This is a genomic window from Citrobacter sp. Cpo142 (assembly GCF_030332425.1).
Classification (GTDB): domain Bacteria; phylum Pseudomonadota; class Gammaproteobacteria; order Enterobacterales; family Enterobacteriaceae; genus Citrobacter; species Citrobacter portucalensis.
The window spans coordinates 138,937-155,462 of the sequence record NZ_JAOWHW010000124.1; the positions used below are offsets into that span (position 1 = coordinate 138,937).

A 16,526-nucleotide genomic window follows, 5' to 3' on the forward strand; every position below is an offset into this window, starting at 1 on the left:
ATTACACTTACCCACCATTACAATGAATGGTTCCGATTTTTCTCCACCGGGAGGCCTTATGAATCGCTGGGAAAACATTCAGCTCACCCACGAAAATCGACTGGCGCCACGCGCATATTTTTTCTCTTACGACTCCGTTGCGCAGGCTCGCTCGTTTGCCCGCGAAACCAGCAGCCTTTTTCAGCTGCTAAGCGGTCAGTGGAATTTTCAGTTCTTTGAGCATCCGCTGCAGGTGCCGGAAGCCTTTACGTCGCAGTTTATGAGTGACTGGGGCAGCATCACCGTCCCCGGCATGTGGCAGATGGAAGGACACGGCAAGCTGCAGTATACCGACGAAGGTTTTCCTTTCCCGATTGATGTCCCCTACGTTCCGACCAATAACCCCACCGGGGCCTATCAGCGTATTTTCACCCTCAGCGAAGGCTGGCAGGGCAAACAGACACTGATTAAGTTTGATGGCGTAGAAACCTACTTCGAAGTTTACGTGAATGGTCAATACGTTGGCTTCAGCAAAGGCAGCCGCCTGACGGCCGAATTTGATATCAGCGCGGTGGTGAAGACCGGTGATAACCTGCTGTGCGTTCGCGTAATGCAATGGGCTGATTCCACCTACGTTGAAGACCAGGATATGTGGTGGTCGGCGGGAATTTTCCGCGACGTCTATCTGGTCGGCAAACAGGCGACCCACATTCAGGATTTTACCGTTCGCACCGAGTTCGATGATGACTATCGCGACGCCACCCTCTCCTGCGACATTGCGCTGGAAAACCTGGCCTCCACGCCAGCGATAGCGTCGCTCGAATACACCTTGTTTGACGGTGAGAAGGCGCTGCATAGCGGTGTGATTAACACTCTGAAGGTGGATAAACAAACGCAGACCGCTTTTCATTTCAAGGTTAGCGCACCGCAGCAGTGGTCGGCGGAATCGCCGTATCTCTACCATCTGGTGATGACACTGAAAGATGCCAGCGGCAACATCCTTGAGGTCGTGCCACAGCGCGTTGGATTCCGCGATATTAAAGTTCGCGACGGTCTGTTTTACATCAATAACCGCTACGTGATGCTGCATGGTGTTAACCGCCACGATAACGATCATCTTAAGGGCCGTGCTGTCGGTATGGATCGCGTTGAAAAAGATCTGCTGTTAATGAAGCAGCACAACATCAACTCCGTACGCACCGCCCATTACCCGAACGATCCGCGCTTCTATGAATTGTGCGATATCTACGGCCTGTTCGTGATGGCCGAAACAGACGTTGAATCTCACGGCTTCGCCAATATCGGCGATATCAGTCGGATCACCGACGATCCACTGTGGGAAAATGTCTACGTTGAGCGCATCGTGCGCCACGTCCATGCGCAGAAAAACCACCCTTCGATCATCATCTGGTCGCTCGGTAACGAATCCGGATACGGCTGTAACATCCGCGCCATGTATCACGCCGCGAAAGCGCTGGATGACACGCGTCTGATCCATTACGAAGAAGATCGTGACGCCGAAGTGGTGGATATCATCTCCACTATGTACACCCGCGTGCCGCTGATGAATGAGTTTGGTGAATATCCGCATCCTAAGCCGCGCATCATCTGTGAATATGCTCACGCCATGGGCAACGGTCCCGGCGGGCTAACGGAATATCAGAACGTCTTCTATCAGTATGATTGCATTCAGGGGCACTATGTCTGGGAGTGGTGCGATCACGGGATTCAGGCCAAAGATGACGACGGCAACGTCTGGTACAACTATGGCGGCGACTACGGCGACTATCCGAACAACTACAACTTCTGCCTTGATGGCCTGATTTATTCCGATCAAACCCCAGGACCAGGACTGAAAGAGTACAAGCAGGTAATTGCGCCAGTGAAAGTGCGCGCACAGGATCTGGCCCGCGGCGAACTGCGGGTAGAAAACAAACTGTGGTTCACCACGCTTGACGACTACACCTTGCATATTGAGGTTCGCGCCGAAGGAGATACGCTCTCTGCTCAACAGATAAAACTGCGCGACGTTCCTCCCAACAGCGACGCGCTGCTGCAATGCGCACTGCCGGAGCTGGATGCGCGCGAAGCATTCCTCAACGTTATCGTGACGAAAGATTCCCGTACGCCATACAGCGAAGCCGGGCATCACATCGCGACGTATCAGTTCCCACTGAAGGCCAGAACGGCGACTGCCGTACAGTTTAGCCTGCAAAACGCCAACCCTCTGACGTTGGAAGACAGCCGCCAGAGCTGCACCGTTCGCGGTTATAACTTCCATCTGACCTTCTCAAAGCTGACCGGTAAACCGATCGCCTGGAACGTCAATGGTGAAGAGCTGATTACCCGCGAGCCGAAGATTAATTTCTTCAAACCGACCATTGATAACCACAAGCAAGAGTTCGAAGGCCTCTGGCAGCCGAATCATTTACAGATTATGCAGGAGCATCTGCGCGAGTTTACCCTTGAGCAAACCGATGATGCGCTGCTGATAACCAGCCAGACCATTATCGCCCCGCCGGTATTCGATTTCGGCATGCGTTGTACCTATCGCTGGCGCATTGCCGCCGACGGTCAGCTGAATGTGGAACTTTCTGGCCAGCCTTACGGCGAGTACCGGGACATCATTCCGTGCATCGGCTTCACGATGGGCATCAACGGTGATTTGGGCCAGGTGGCGTATTACGGACGTGGTCCCGGTGAAAACTATGCCGATAGCCAGCAGGCCAACATCATCGACATCTGGCGTAGCAGCGTGGATGAGATGTTCGAAAACTATCCGTTCCCACAAAACAACGGCAATCGTCAGGACGTGCGCTGGGCAACACTAACGAACCGCCACGGCAACGGTCTGCTGGTGGTCCCGCAGCGCCCTGTCAACCTGAGCGCCTGGCGCTATACGCCAGAAAATATCTTTGCCGCACAGCACTGCAACGCGCTGCAACGTAGCGATGACATCACCCTGAATCTGGATCACCAGTTGTTGGGCTTAGGTTCCAACTCGTGGGGAAGTGAGGTGCTCGATTCCTGGCGCGTCTGGTTTACGTCATTCAGCTACGGCTTCACGTTGTTGCCGGTTTCCGGCAGCGAATCTGGCGCTCAAACCATCGCCAATCGCGCCTTTGGCACCGGGTTCTTTTCCACGAATATGCACAGCGAGAATACAAAATGAGGATCATCGACAATTTAGAGCAGTTCCAGCAACGCTATGCTTCGGGTCGGAAATGGCAACGCTGCGTTGAGGCTATTGAAAATATTGACAATATTCAGCCAGGTGTCGCCCACTCTATCGGTGATTCCCTGAGCTACCGCGTGGAAACAGATTCCGCGACCGATGCGCTGTTTACCGGTCACCGTCGTTATTTTGAGATCCATTACTACCTGCAAGGACAGCAAAAAATAGAGTATGCCGCCAAAGAAGATCTCCAGGTGGTTGAATATTATCGCGATGAAACCGATCGCGAATATCTGAAAGGTTGTGGAAAAACCGTCGAAGTGCACGAAGGGCAAATGGTTATTTGTGACAACCATGAAGCCTATCGTTTTATTTGTAATAACGCAGTGAAAAAAGTCGTACTCAAAGTCACCATCGAAGATGGTTATTTTCATAATAAATAAAAACACAGGCGGCGCCGACGTTGCGCCGCCAGTACCCTATAATAATCAGGAATCGGAGATGTGCTATGTCTGATACCAAACGTAATACTATCGGCAAGTTCGGCTTACTTTCACTCACCTTTGCCGCGGTTTATAGTTTTAATAACGTAATCAACAATAATATTGAGCTTGGTCTGGCATCCGCACCGATGTTTTTCCTCGCGACAATCTTCTATTTTATTCCGTTCTGCTTAATCATCGCCGAATTTGTTTCGCTGAATAAAAACTCCGAAGCCGGTGTCTACGCATGGGTAAAAAGTTCGCTGGGTGGGCGTTGGGCATTTATTACTGCCTACACCTACTGGTTCGTTAACCTGTTCTTTTTTACCTCGCTTTTGCCCCGCGTTATTGCCTACGCCTCATATGCTTTTTTAGGCTACGAATACATTCTGACGCCGTTCGCAACCACCGTGTTAAGTATGGTGTTGTTTGCCTTCTCCACCTGGGTTTCGACCAATGGTGCAAAAATGTTAGGGCCGATTACCTCGGTCACCTCCACGTTGATGCTGCTGCTGACGCTGTCCTATATTTTACTGGCAGGTACGGCGCTGGTTGGCGGCGTACAGCCTGCTGACCCTATCACCGTAGACGCAATGATCCCGAATTTTAACTGGGCCTTCCTCGGTATCACCACCTGGATTTTTATGGCGGCAGGCGGCGCGGAGTCGGTGGCGGTGTACGTCAACGACGTCAAGGGCGGCTCCAAATCGTTCGTGAAGGTCATTATCATTGCCGGAATTTTTATCGGCGTGCTCTATTCCATCTCCTCGGTGTTGATTAACGTATTCGTCAGCAGCAAAGAGCTGAAGTTTACCGGTGGTTCGGTGCAGGTATTCCACGGCCTGGCGGCATATTTCGGCCTGCCGGAGCTGGTCGTTAACCGCTTTGTCGGCCTGGTCTCCTTTACCGCGATGTTCGGTTCCCTGCTGATGTGGACCGCAACGCCGGTGAAGATCTTCTTCTCTGAAATTCCGGCGGGTATTTTCGGTAAAAAAACCGTCGAACTGAATGAAAACGGCGTCCCGGCCCGTGCAGCATGGATCCAGTTCCTGATCGTTATCCCGCTGATGATTATCCCGACGCTCGGCTCCAATACCGTGCAGGATTTAATGAACACCATCATCAACATGACCGCCGCCGCCTCGATGCTGCCGCCGCTGTTTATTATGCTGGCTTACCTGAATCTGCGTGCAAAACTGGACCACTTACCGCGCGACTTCCGTATGGGTTCGCAAAAAACCGGCATTGTTGTGGTGTCGATGCTGATCGTTCTTTTCACCATCGGATTTATTGCCTCTACCTTCCCAACCGGCGGCAATATCATGACCATTATTTTCTATAACGTCGGTGGGATTGTTATTTTCCTCGGTTTTGCCTGGTGGAAATACAGTAAATATATCAAAGGGCTAACCAAAGAAGAAAAAGCTATTGAGGCGGCCCCTGCTTCAGATATCAATTAATGACTAAAACATAATAACAATAAACAATATTCGCCAAGGCTATAACAATAAAAATTAAATTTTATTTGCTTAGGATCGAAGCATGAAAAACATTAGCCATTGTTGCAGGGCAATTATTGCCCTGCCCTTTTTCTGCGTCTCCTCTCTGGGTGCAGAAGAAGTTCGCCCTGCAGAACACGACGACACGAAAACGCCAGAAATATCTTCCCCCTCATTTCGCTTTTATGGCGAATTGGGCATAGGGGGATATATGGATTTAGAAGGACAAGACAAACATAAATACAGTGATGGTACCTATATAGAAGGTGGCCTGGAGATAAAACACGGCTCTTGGTTTGGTCTGATCTACGGCGAGGGCTGGACCGTGCAGGCCGACCATCAGGGCAATGCCTGGGTTCCTGACCATAGCTGGGGCGGATTCGAGGGCGGGCTCAACCGCTTTTACGGCGGTTATCGTACCAATGACGGAACGGAGCTGATGCTCAGCCTGCGCCAGGACTCTTCGCTGGATGACCTGCAATGGTGGGGGGATTTCACTCCAGACCTGGGCTACGTCATTCCCAACACTCGCGACATCATGACCGCCATTAAGGTGCAAAACCTGACCGGTCCTTTGCGCTACAGCGTGACAGCAACGCCCGCCGGACACCACGACGAGAGCAAAGCCTGGCTGCACTTTGGTAAATACGATCGCTACGACGATAAATATACCTATCCGGCCATGATGAACGGCTACATCCAGTACGACCTGACCGAAGGCGTAACCTGGATGAACGGCCTGGAGATAACGGATGGCACCGGAGAACTGTTCCTGACCGGCATCCTTTCGCCCAACTTCGCCGCCCGCGCCTGGCACCACACGGGCCGCGCCGACGGACTGGATGTGTCCGGCACCGAAACCGGCTATATGGTCAGCGCGATGTATGAAGCGCTAAAAGGCGTTTACCTCTCCACAGCTTATAGCTACGCCAAACACCGACCGGATAGCTATGAGGACGAAACCACTTCCTTTATGCAGTTTGGTATCTGGTATGAATACGGCGGCGGCCGTTTCGCTACCGCCTTCGACAGTCGGTTCTATATGCGGAATGCATCCGGCGACCCGAGCGACCAAATCTTCCTGATGCAATATTTCTATTGGTAACAAGGACCGGAATACCATGAACATGAAACCTATTCTTACGCCGCTGGCCTGTATCCTGCTGATGAACTTCTCCGCACATGCCGCCAGTGCTAACGACTTTAAAAACATCATTAATCGCACCGGTGCGCCGGGCTACATGCATGACTACGATCACGACGACCATCAGCGCTTTAATCCATTTTTCGATCTCGGCGCCTGGCACGGTCATTTGCTCCCGGACGGCCCTGCAACGATGGGCGGCTTTCCTGGCGTGGCGTTGCTGACCGAAGAGTACATCAATTTTATGGCCAATAATTTTGACCGTCTGACGGTGTACCAGCACGGTAAAAAGGTCGATTTCGCGCTTGAGGCCTACAGCATTCCCGGCGCGCTGGTGCAAAAGCTTTCATCTAAGCATGTGCAAATAGAGATGACGCTGCGTTTTGCCAGCCCGCGCACCTCGCTGCTGGAAACCAAAATCACCAGCAACACGCCGCTGGATCTGGTGTGGGACGGCGAGCTGCTGGAGAAACTGGAAGCCAAAGAGGGAAAAGCGCTGTCGGATAAAACCATTGATAGCGAATTCCCTGGCTATCAGCGCAAAATCACCGCCACGCACGACGGTCTGAAAGTCACCTTCGGCAAAGTGCGCTCAACCTGGGATCTGCTCACCTCCGGTGAGTCGGAGTATCAGGTGCATAAATCTGTCGCTATGAAAACCACGGTTAACGGTCATCGCTTTACGGGGAAGGCCCATATCAGCGGTTCGACAACTATTTACACCACCTGGTCTCATCTGCTTACCGCCGAGGATGTAGCGAAAGAGCAGCCGCAGATCCGCGATATTCTGGCGCGCCCGGCCTGGTATCTTGCTGCATCACAAAAGCGCTGGGCAGATTATCTGCAAAAAGGCTTAACTAACCCGGATGCCACAACGGAACAAACCCGGGTCGCGGTAAAAGCTATTGAAACGCTAAACGGCAACTGGCGCTCGCCAGGCGGTGCGGTAAAACACAATACCGTGACGCCATCGGTCACCGGCCGCTGGTTCTCCGGCAACCAAACCTGGCCGTGGGACACCTGGAAGCAGGCCTTCGCTATGGCGCACTTTAACCCGGAGATCGCCAAAGAGAATATTCGCGCCGTCTTTTCATGGCAGGTTAAACCCGGTGATCCGGTTCGCCCGCAGGATGCCGGATTCATTCCCGACCTGATTGCCTGGAATCTCAGCCCGGAACGCGGCGGCGACGGCGGTAACTGGAACGAGCGCAACACCAAACCCAGCCTGGCAGCCTGGTCGGTGATGGAGGTCTACAACGTCACCAAAGACAAGGCCTGGCTCGAAGAGATGTATCCAAAGCTGGTTGCGTATCACGACTGGTGGCTGCGTAACCGCGATCATAATGGCAACGGCGTGCCGGAATACGGCGCTACCCGCGATAAAGCCCACAATACCGACCGCGGCGAAATGTTGTTTACGGTGAAAAAAGGCGACACGGAAGAAACGCTCTCCGGGCTGAACAATTACGCCACCGTGATCGATAAGGGTCAGTATGACAGCCTTGAGATCCCGGCGCAGGTTGCCGCCTCGTGGGAGTCCGGTCGTGACGATGCGGCTGTATTTGGTTTTATCGATAAAGATCAACTGGATAAATACGTCGCGGGCGGTGGAAAACGCAGCGACTGGGTGGTGAAATTTGCCGAAAATCGCAGTAAAGACGGTAATTTGCTGGGTTACTCGCTGTTGCAGGAGTCAGTCGATCAGGCCAGCTACATGTACAGCGACAACCATTATCTGGCGCAGATGGCGACCCTGCTCGGCAAACACGAAGAGGCGCAGCGCTATCGCCAGCTGGCGCAAAACCTCGCAGATTACATCAACACCTGCATGTTCGACCCGGAAACAAAATTCTTTTACGACGTTCGTATTGAGGAGCAACCGCTGGCAAACGGCTGCGCGGGTAAACCGATCGTCGAACGTGGCAAAGGGCCGGAAGGCTGGTCGCCGCTGTTTAACGGTGCAGCAACGCAGCCCCATGCGGACGCGGTGGTTAAGGTGATGCTCGACCCCAAAGAGTTCAACACCTTTGTCCCGCTTGGCACGGCGGCGCTGACCAACCCGGCTTTCGGCGCGGATATCTACTGGCGCGGGCGCGTCTGGGTGGATCAGTTCTGGTTCGGGCTAAAAGGGATGGAGCGTTACGGCTATCGCGATGACGCGTTAAAACTGGCGGATACCTTCTTCAGCCACGCCAAAGGCCTCACCGCCGACGGTCCGATTCAGGAAAACTATAACCCGCTGACCGGCGCACAGCAGGGCGCACCGAATTTCTCCTGGAGCGCGGCGCATCTCTATATGCTGTATAACGATTTTCTTAAAAAACAGTAATCTGTGACATAACGCCGGATGGCGCTTCGCTTATCCGGCCTACAAAGACACATTTTCACCGGCCGGATTAGGTGCTTGCACTGCCATCCGGCATATTCGTCCTCTGGCTCCACTCCTTTTTTGAATCCCATCACAATCACGGCATTCCTCTTTTCCCTTTTACGCGGCGACGGCTAAATTATTAACTCATCCGACCACATAACAATAATTTTACATACTGGACACCTTTATGAGCTATCCGTCGCTGTTCGCTCCGCTCGATTTAGGCTTCACCACGCTTAAAAACCGCGTGCTGATGGGTTCAATGCATACCGGACTGGAGGAATATCCCGATGGTGCAGAACGGCTGGCCGCGTTCTACGCCGAACGCGCCCGTCACGGTGTGGCTTTGATTGTGAGCGGAGGCATTGCGCCTGCGCTTTCCGGCGTGGGGATGGAAGGCGGTGCGATGCTCAACGACACCAGCCAGCTTGCGCACCATCGCGTCATTACCGATGCCGTGCATGATGAAGGCGGCAAAATCGCCCTGCAAATCCTGCACACCGGGCGTTACAGCTACCAGCCGCATCTGGTGGCGCCATCTGCTATTCAGGCACCCATTAACCGTTTTACACCGCATGAGCTGACGCACGATGAAGTACTGCAGTTGATTGAAGATTTTGCCCACTGCGCACAGCTGGCGCGGGAAGCGGGCTACGATGGCGTGGAAGTGATGGGGTCGGAAGGGTATCTCATCAACGAATTCCTGACGCTGCGTACCAACCAGCGCGATGACCAATGGGGCGGTGAGTATGCCAACCGCATGCGTTTTGCCGTTGAGGTGGTGCGAGCGGTACGCCAGCGTGCCGGGAATGACTTTATTATTATATTCCGCCTGTCGATGCTCGATCTGGTGGAAAATGGCGGAACCTTCGACGAAACCGTCCAGCTGGCGCAGGCTATAGAAGCCGCCGGGGCCACCATTATTAACACCGGTATTGGCTGGCATGAGGCGCGTATTCCCACTATCGCTACTCCTGTACCGCGCGGTGCGTTTAGTTGGGTGACGCGTAAGCTGAAAGGGCATGTGACAATCCCACTGGTCACCACCAACCGCATTAACGATCCCCAGGTCGCCGATGACATTCTGGCCCGTGGGGATGCAGATATGGTGTCGATGGCCCGTCCGTTCCTCGCCGATGCCGAACTGCTGTCAAAAGCGCAAACCGGACGAGCAGATGAGATCAACACCTGTATCGGCTGTAACCAGGCCTGTCTGGATCAGATCTTCGTCGGCAAAGTCACCTCTTGCCTGGTCAATCCGCGCGCCTGCCATGAAACCAAAATGCCGATTGTTGCGGCAGCTGTGCCAAAGAACCTGGCGGTTGTTGGCGCGGGTCCTGCGGGCCTCGCCTTCGCCATAAATGCCGCAGCGCGCGGGCATCACGTGACGCTATTTGACGCACATGGCGAGATTGGCGGGCAGTTTAATATCGCCAAACAGATCCCCGGCAAAGAAGAATTCTATGAAACCCTGCGCTACTACCGCCGGATGATCGACGTGACTGGCGTGACGCTAAAGCTGAATCACTTTGTCAGCGCACACGATCTGCACACCTTCGACGAAGTGATCCTCGCCAGTGGGATCGAGCCACGCATGCCGCCGATCGAGGGGATCGATCATCCTAAAGTACTGAGCTATCTCGACGTTCTGCGCGATAAAACGCCGGTGGGTAAACGCGTGGCGATCGTGGGCTGCGGCGGGATCGGTTTTGATACCGCAATGTATCTGAGTCAGACCGGCGAACCCACCAGCCAGAACATTGCGGAGTTCTGCGTAGAATGGGGGATCGACACCAGCCTGCAACAGCCCGGCGGCTTACGCCCGGAAGGCCCACACTTATCCCGCAGCCCGCGCCAGATAGTGATGCTACAGCGCAAAGCCAGCAAACCGGGGCAAGGTTTAGGTAAAACGACGGGCTGGATCCATCGCGCCACCCTGCTCTCACGCGGCGTGAAAATGATCCCGGCAGTCAGCTATCAGAAGATTGATGATGATGGGTTACACGTTGTGTTGAACGGTGAACCGGTGATCTTTAACGTGGATAACGTGGTGATTTGTGCCGGACAAGAGCCGCGCCGTGAGCTGGTCGATCCGCTGCACGCGGCAGGTAAAACGGTGCATCTGATCGGCGGCTGTGATGTGGCGATGGAACTGGATGCCCGACGCGCTATTGCGCAGGGCACCAGGCTGGCGCTGGAAATTTAACGTCATGTCTTTCGTAGGCCGGATAAGGCGTTAGCCGCCATCCGGCACTCTGCACCGATTTGCCTGATGGCGCGCAGCTTTCAGGCCTACAGAATCAGGCAGATTTATACTGTAGGCCGGATAAGGCGTTAGCCGCATCCGGCACCCGCTATTACCGACGACGACCGGTTTTAACCGCCTTCAGCACCACGAATTTATTATTGGTGGCGATGGTTTCGCAGTTGCCGAAAATCTTCTTCAGCTTGTGGAAGTAGTCGAGGTGACGGTTAGCCACAATGTACAGCTCGCCGTTGATTTTCAGGCAGCGGCGGGCGTGGTGGAACATTTCCCAGGCAATGTTATCCGTCAGCGCATGCTTCTGATGGAACGGTGGGTTGCACAGCACGGCGTTAAAGCGGAAAGGTTCGACGCCAGACAGCGCGTTGTTAATCATAAACTCGCAGCGATCCAGCGCTTCAGGCATGTTGCTTTCCACGTTCAAACGGCTTGAAGCCACCGCCATCGGCGATTCATCAACAAATACCACGCTGGCTTCCGGGTTCTTCGCCAGCAGCGTCATACCGATAACACCGTTACCGCAGCCGAGATCAACAATCTCCCCTTCGAGGTTTTCCGGCAGATGCTCGATAAAAAAGCGCGCGCCGATATCCAGTCCGGTACGGGAGAAGACGTTGGCGTGGTTATGGATAGTCCAGTCGGTGCCTTCCAGCTTCCAGCTGAGCGTCTGCGAGGCAGCGGCCAGCTCCGGTTTGCTGAACGTACAGTTGATCAATCGGGCTTTTTTCCACGCCAGCGTAGTGGTGGTTGGACCCAGCACTTTTTCAAACAGTTCCAGCGTCGAGGTATGTACATCACGCGCTTTTGCCCCGGCGATGATGCGCGTTTCTGGCGTTACCACTTCGCGCAGCGCACGCAGTTGCTGCTCCAGCAGCGCCATGGTTTTTGGCAGCTTAATCAGCACCACGCCCGGCGCCTGCGGATAGTCAGCGGTACTGTCGAGGAACTTGACGCTCGACTCGGCAATGTCGTTGTGACGCAGGTTCTCACGCGTGGCAAGCTCGCTGAGATAGGAGTCGCCAATGCTGTACGGCGTATGTTCCGCCAGCGCACAGCCCAACGCGCCGAAGGTATCATTCAGGATCAGCACCGGGCCGCTAATCTCGGTATCGTCCAGCTGTTGCAGCAGATATTCATCTGCAGCTTCCCACGCCAGCAGCGGGTTAACGTCATCCGTTTCCGGGAAACGTTTAAGTGACAGCGAACGGAAACCGTTGTCTATGTGGCTCATCGGCCCTCCTGAATGGTAAAATTTCGGCGTATCCCTGAAAAGGGTGCGTGAGTATACACTTTTATGATTTGCGTGGACATGAATGAACCAACTAACTTACCTCCAGGGCTACCCGGAACATTTGCTTTCTCAAGTGAGAACGCTGATTGCTGAGCAGCGCCTGGGCGCAGTGCTGGAGAAGCGCTATCCGGGTACGCATGACTTCGCGACCGACAAAGCGCTCTGGCAATATACTCAGGATCTGAAAAATCAGTTTCTGCGTAACGCCCCGCCGCTGAATAAAGTCATGTATGACAGCAAGATCCACGTTCTGAAGAATGCGTTGGGGCTGCATACCGCCGTTTCTCGCGTGCAGGGCGGTAAGCTCAAAGCCAAAGCGGAGATCCGCGTCGCCACCGTGTTTCGCAATGCCCCCGAACCCTTTTTGCGTATGATCGTCGTTCATGAACTGGCGCATCTGAAGGAAAAAGAGCACGACAAAGCGTTTTACCAGCTGTGTTGTCATATGGAGCCTCAGTATCACCAACTGGAGTTCGATACCCGCCTGTGGTTAACGCAACAATCGTTAAAGCAAACTGCGTAGTCGCGCACTGGCTTTGTCTTCAGGGCATGCTAAATTGACGAAAGAATCCCTTTTCGCAGCCTGAAGGCCTTTATGATACGTTTCGCAGTAATTGGCACAAACTGGATCACCCGCCAGTTTGTCGATGCCGCCCATGAAACCGGCAAATATAAGTTAACCGCAGTCTATTCTCGTAGCCTTGAGCAGGCGCAGACCTTCGCCAACGATTACCCAGTCGAACATCTGTTTACCTCGCTGGAAGCGATGGCGCAAAGCGAGGCGATCGACGCCGTCTACATCGCCAGTCCAAACTCTTTGCATTTCCCGCAGACTGAGCTGTTTTTGCGGCACAAAAAGCATGTTATTTGCGAAAAGCCGCTGGCCTCCAACCTGGCGCAAGCCGAAGCCGCTATCGCCTGCGCGCGTGAGAATCAGGTCGTGCTATTTGAAGCGTTTAAAACCGCCTACCTGCCTAACTTCCTGCTGTTACAGCAATCGCTCCCAAAAGTTGGAAAAATCAGGAAAGCGTTTATCAATTACTGCCAGTACTCCTCGCGCTATCAGCGCTATCTGGACGGTGAAAACCCGAACACGTTTAATCCGGCGTTCTCCAATGGCTCGATTATGGATATCGGTTTTTACTGCCTGGCCTCAGCGGTTGCGCTGTGGGGCGAACCGCAGAGCGTTCAGGCCAGCGCCAGCCTGCTGGAAAGCGGCGTGGATGCCCACGGCGTGGTGGTGCTGAATTACGGTGATTTCAGCGTTACGCTCCAGCACTCAAAAGTAAGTGACTCGGTATTAGCCAGTGAAATTCAGGGCGAATCGGGATCGCTGGTCATCGAGCATATCTCCGAATGCCAAAAGGTGTGCTTCGTGCCACGCGGGGGAAAAACGCAGGATCTGACGACGCCTCAACACATCAATACTATGCTGTATGAGGCAGAGGCTTTTGCCCATTTGGTTGAATCCGGCGAAGTGGATCACCCGGCACTGGCCGTCAGCCGTACCACCGCCAAACTGCAAACGGAGATTCGCCGCCAGACCGGCGTGGTTTTCCCGGCAGACGAAGCGGAAACATCGCTGACTGCGTAAAGGTGTGTAAAACGAATGTTGCAGGCCATTGACTGAATGCATGGCCTGTAATATTTTGTAACCCGCAAAGGGGAGTAACTTCGTTGTCGGTTGATCGTCATTACGATGTGTGAAAAACCACATCCGGTCGCCGGGCGATAACAAAGGAATACGCCACCGTATTCCTTTGTTGTTGTAAGTGAGACCTTGCCGAATGGCAAGGTCTATGCATAAAAAGCAGCGGCTAATGCCATTCGGCGTTGGCCGTTTTTTTTATGCATGGGGAAATACAATGAATACTGTCGGCACACCGTTGTTATGGGGTGGCTTCGCTGTCGTAGTGGTAATTATGCTGGCCATCGACCTGCTGTTGCAGGGTCGCCGTGGCGCACATACGATGTCAATGAAGCAGGCTGCGGCCTGGTCAATCGTCTGGGTAACGCTGTCGTTACTGTTTAACGCCGCCTTCTGGTGGTACCTGGCAGAAACCCAGGGGCGCGCCGTTGCCGACCCACAGGCGCTGGCGTTCCTTACCGGCTATTTGATCGAAAAATCACTGGCAGTAGATAACGTCTTTGTCTGGTTGATGCTCTTCAGCTACTTCTCCGTGCCGCCTGCGTTGCAGCGTCGGGTACTGGTGTATGGCGTGCTGGGTGCGATTGTGCTGCGTACGATCATGATCTTCGCGGGCAGCTGGCTTATCACCCAGTTTGAGTGGCTGTTGTACGTGTTCGGCGCGTTCCTGCTGTTTACCGGCGTGAAGATGGCGCTGGCGAAAGAAGATGCCTCCGGTATTGGCGACAGACCGTTAGTACGCTGGCTGCGCGGTCATTTGCGCATGACCGATACCATCGAAGATGAAAAATTCTTTGTGCGTAAAAACGGCCTGCTGTTTGTTACGCCGCTGATGCTGGTGTTGATTCTGGTTGAGCTGAGCGATGTGATTTTTGCCGTCGACAGTATTCCGGCTATCTTTGCCGTGACCACCGACCCGTTCATCGTGCTGACCTCGAACCTGTTTGCTATTTTGGGTCTGCGTGCGATGTACTTCCTGCTGGCGGGCGTGGCGGAGCGTTTCTCCATGCTGAAGTACGGCTTGTCGGTCATTCTGGTGTTTATCGGTATTAAGATGCTGATCGTCGATTTCTACCATATCCCGATCGCTATCTCGTTAGGCGTGGTATTTGGCATTCTGTTTGTGACGCTGATTGTTAACGCGTGGGTCAACCACCAGCACGATAAAAAACAGCAAATACAGTAAGTTTCATCTGCTAGCTGAAAAGCCCGACAGCACACAGCGTGCGTCGGGCTTTTTGTTTATCATGTCAAAATAATGTTAAGTTAAAGTTATAAAATATGATCTCAACGCGGAATCCAGGATATTTAGCTTCCAGAACCCCGTTCTTTCCTTATACTCAGCCAAGCAAACATTTGCCCCATCCAGAAAGATGCGTCAACAGAACGCACAAAGGTAAGGCAACAACACAATGAAAGGATCACGACATGACTACGCAACGTTCATCGGGGCTACTCTCGCGTTTGGCGCAAGGGAGCCTGGTTAAACAAATTTTGATCGGTTTGGTACTGGGGATTTTACTGGCACTGGTGTCAAAACCTGCGGCTGAAGCCGCTGGTTTGCTGGGTACGCTGTTCGTCGGCGCATTAAAAGCCGTCGCGCCAATTCTGGTTCTGATGCTGGTGATGGCTTCTATCGCCAACCACCAGCACGGGCAAAAAACCAATATCCGCCCTATTCTGTTCCTCTACCTGCTCGGAACATTTTCAGCGGCATTAACCGCCGTTGTCTTCAGCTTTGCTTTCCCATCAACACTGCATCTTTCCAGCAGCGCGGGGGATATCGTACCGCCGTCCGGGATTGTTGAAGTGATGCGCAGCCTGCTGATGAGCATGGTTTCTAACCCAGTTGATGCCCTGCTTAACGCTAACTATATCGGTATTCTGGTATGGGCCGTTGGTCTGGGCTTTGCACTGCGCCACGGTAATGAAACGACCAAAAATCTGGTCAATGATATGTCCAACGCCGTCACCTTTATGGTGAAACTGGTGATTCGTTTCGCGCCAATCGGTATCTTTGGTCTGGTCTCCTCCACGCTGGCAACCACCGGTTTCGCAACGCTTTGGGGCTACGCCCAACTGCTGACCGTACTGGTAGGCTGTATGCTGCTGGTGGCATTTGTGGTCAACCCGCTGCTGGTCTTCTGGAAAATTCGCCGTAACCCGTACCCGCTGGTGCTGGCCTGTCTGCGTGAAAGTGGCGTGTATGCCTTCTTTACCCGCAGTTCGGCGGCAAATATTCCGGTGAACATGGCACTGTGTGAGAAGCTGAATCTGGATCGTGATACCTATTCGGTGTCTATTCCGCTGGGAGCCACCATCAATATGGCGGGCGCGGCGATCACCATTACCGTACTGACGCTGGCGGCGGTGAATACGCTGGGTATTCCGGTCGATTTACCGACAGCGCTGTTACTCAGCGTGGTGGCTTCGCTGTGTGCCTGTGGTGCATCGGGCGTGGCGGGCGGTTCTCTGCTGCTGATCCCGCTGGCGTGCAACATGTTCGGTATCCCGAATGACATCGCCATGCAGGTTGTTGCCGTTGGCTTTATCATCGGCGTATTGCAGGACTCATGTGAAACGGCGTTGAACTCTTCTACAGACGTCCTGTTTACCGCTGCAGCCTGCCAGGCAGAAGACGAGCGTCTGGCAAATAACGCCCTGCGCGGCTAAT

At 53.6% G+C, this 16,526-nt stretch carries 11 protein-coding genes; 10 read left to right on the forward strand and 1 reads right to left on the reverse strand.

The annotated features are described in order from the left end of the window. Window positions 1-58: 58 nt before the first annotated feature. The 6 genes from ebgA (at window position 59) to OGY18_RS14085 (ending at window position 10,856) form a co-directional block, all read left to right on the forward strand. Window positions 59-3,151: a beta-galactosidase subunit alpha gene (gene ebgA, locus OGY18_RS14060; protein ID WP_286553406.1), complete on the forward strand. Its 3,093-nt coding sequence runs from the start codon at window positions 59-61 to the stop codon at window positions 3,149-3,151. Further along, window positions 3,148-3,597 (forward strand): beta-galactosidase subunit beta, encoded by a 450-nt coding sequence (locus OGY18_RS14065; RefSeq protein WP_003828536.1) that lies wholly within the window; start codon window positions 3,148-3,150, stop codon window positions 3,595-3,597. Before ebgA ends, OGY18_RS14065 begins: the two co-directional genes overlap by 4 nt. A 65-nt stretch (window positions 3,598-3,662) precedes the next feature. Then, the gene (locus OGY18_RS14070; RefSeq protein ID WP_003828538.1) at window positions 3,663-5,096 is read left to right on the forward strand and encodes an amino acid permease; all 1,434 of its coding nucleotides are present in this window, start codon (window positions 3,663-3,665) and stop codon (window positions 5,094-5,096) included. 82 nt (window positions 5,097-5,178) lie between these two features. After that, window positions 5,179-6,240 (forward strand): protein YgjJ, encoded by a 1,062-nt coding sequence (ygjJ, locus tag OGY18_RS14075; RefSeq protein ID WP_148361439.1) that lies wholly within the window; start codon window positions 5,179-5,181, stop codon window positions 6,238-6,240. A 16-nt stretch (window positions 6,241-6,256) separates the two neighbouring features. Beyond that, window positions 6,257-8,608: an alpha-glucosidase gene (ygjK, locus tag OGY18_RS14080; RefSeq protein ID WP_286553409.1), complete on the forward strand. Its 2,352-nt coding sequence runs from the start codon at window positions 6,257-6,259 to the stop codon at window positions 8,606-8,608. Between the two features lie 229 nt (window positions 8,609-8,837). Then, entirely contained in the window at window positions 8,838-10,856 is a 2,019-nt protein-coding gene (locus tag OGY18_RS14085) for an NADPH-dependent 2,4-dienoyl-CoA reductase (RefSeq protein WP_286548116.1), read from the forward strand. 151 nt (window positions 10,857-11,007) lie between these two features. Here the strand turns inward: OGY18_RS14085 and rlmG are convergent, their stop codons facing one another. Further along, on the reverse strand, window positions 11,008-12,144 hold the full coding sequence (gene rlmG, locus OGY18_RS14090; protein ID WP_003828544.1) for a 23S rRNA (guanine(1835)-N(2))-methyltransferase RlmG: 1,137 nt from the start codon (window positions 12,142-12,144) through the stop codon (window positions 11,008-11,010). Between the two features lie 82 nt (window positions 12,145-12,226). Here rlmG and OGY18_RS14095 point away from each other — a divergent pair, with 82 nt between their 5' ends. The 4 genes from OGY18_RS14095 to sstT all read left to right on the forward strand — a co-directional run bounded on the left by OGY18_RS14095 (window position 12,227) and on the right by sstT (window position 16,525). Next, window positions 12,227-12,727: a M48 metallopeptidase family protein gene (locus OGY18_RS14095; RefSeq protein ID WP_016154609.1), complete on the forward strand. Its 501-nt coding sequence runs from the start codon at window positions 12,227-12,229 to the stop codon at window positions 12,725-12,727. 72 nt (window positions 12,728-12,799) lie between these two features. Then, window positions 12,800-13,798: a Gfo/Idh/MocA family protein gene (locus tag OGY18_RS14100; RefSeq protein WP_279275467.1), complete on the forward strand. Its 999-nt coding sequence runs from the start codon at window positions 12,800-12,802 to the stop codon at window positions 13,796-13,798. Window positions 13,799-14,069: 271 nt separating this feature from the next. Beyond that, complete coding sequence (locus OGY18_RS14105; protein WP_003828551.1) at window positions 14,070-15,038, forward strand: TerC family protein; 969 nt, start codon at window positions 14,070-14,072, stop codon at window positions 15,036-15,038. Window positions 15,039-15,280: 242 nt separating this feature from the next. Next, a complete protein-coding gene (sstT, locus tag OGY18_RS14110) occupies window positions 15,281-16,525 on the forward strand; it encodes a serine/threonine transporter SstT (protein ID WP_003828553.1) in 1,245 nt (414 codons plus the stop codon). The last annotated feature ends 1 nt before the right edge of the window (window position 16,526 follow it).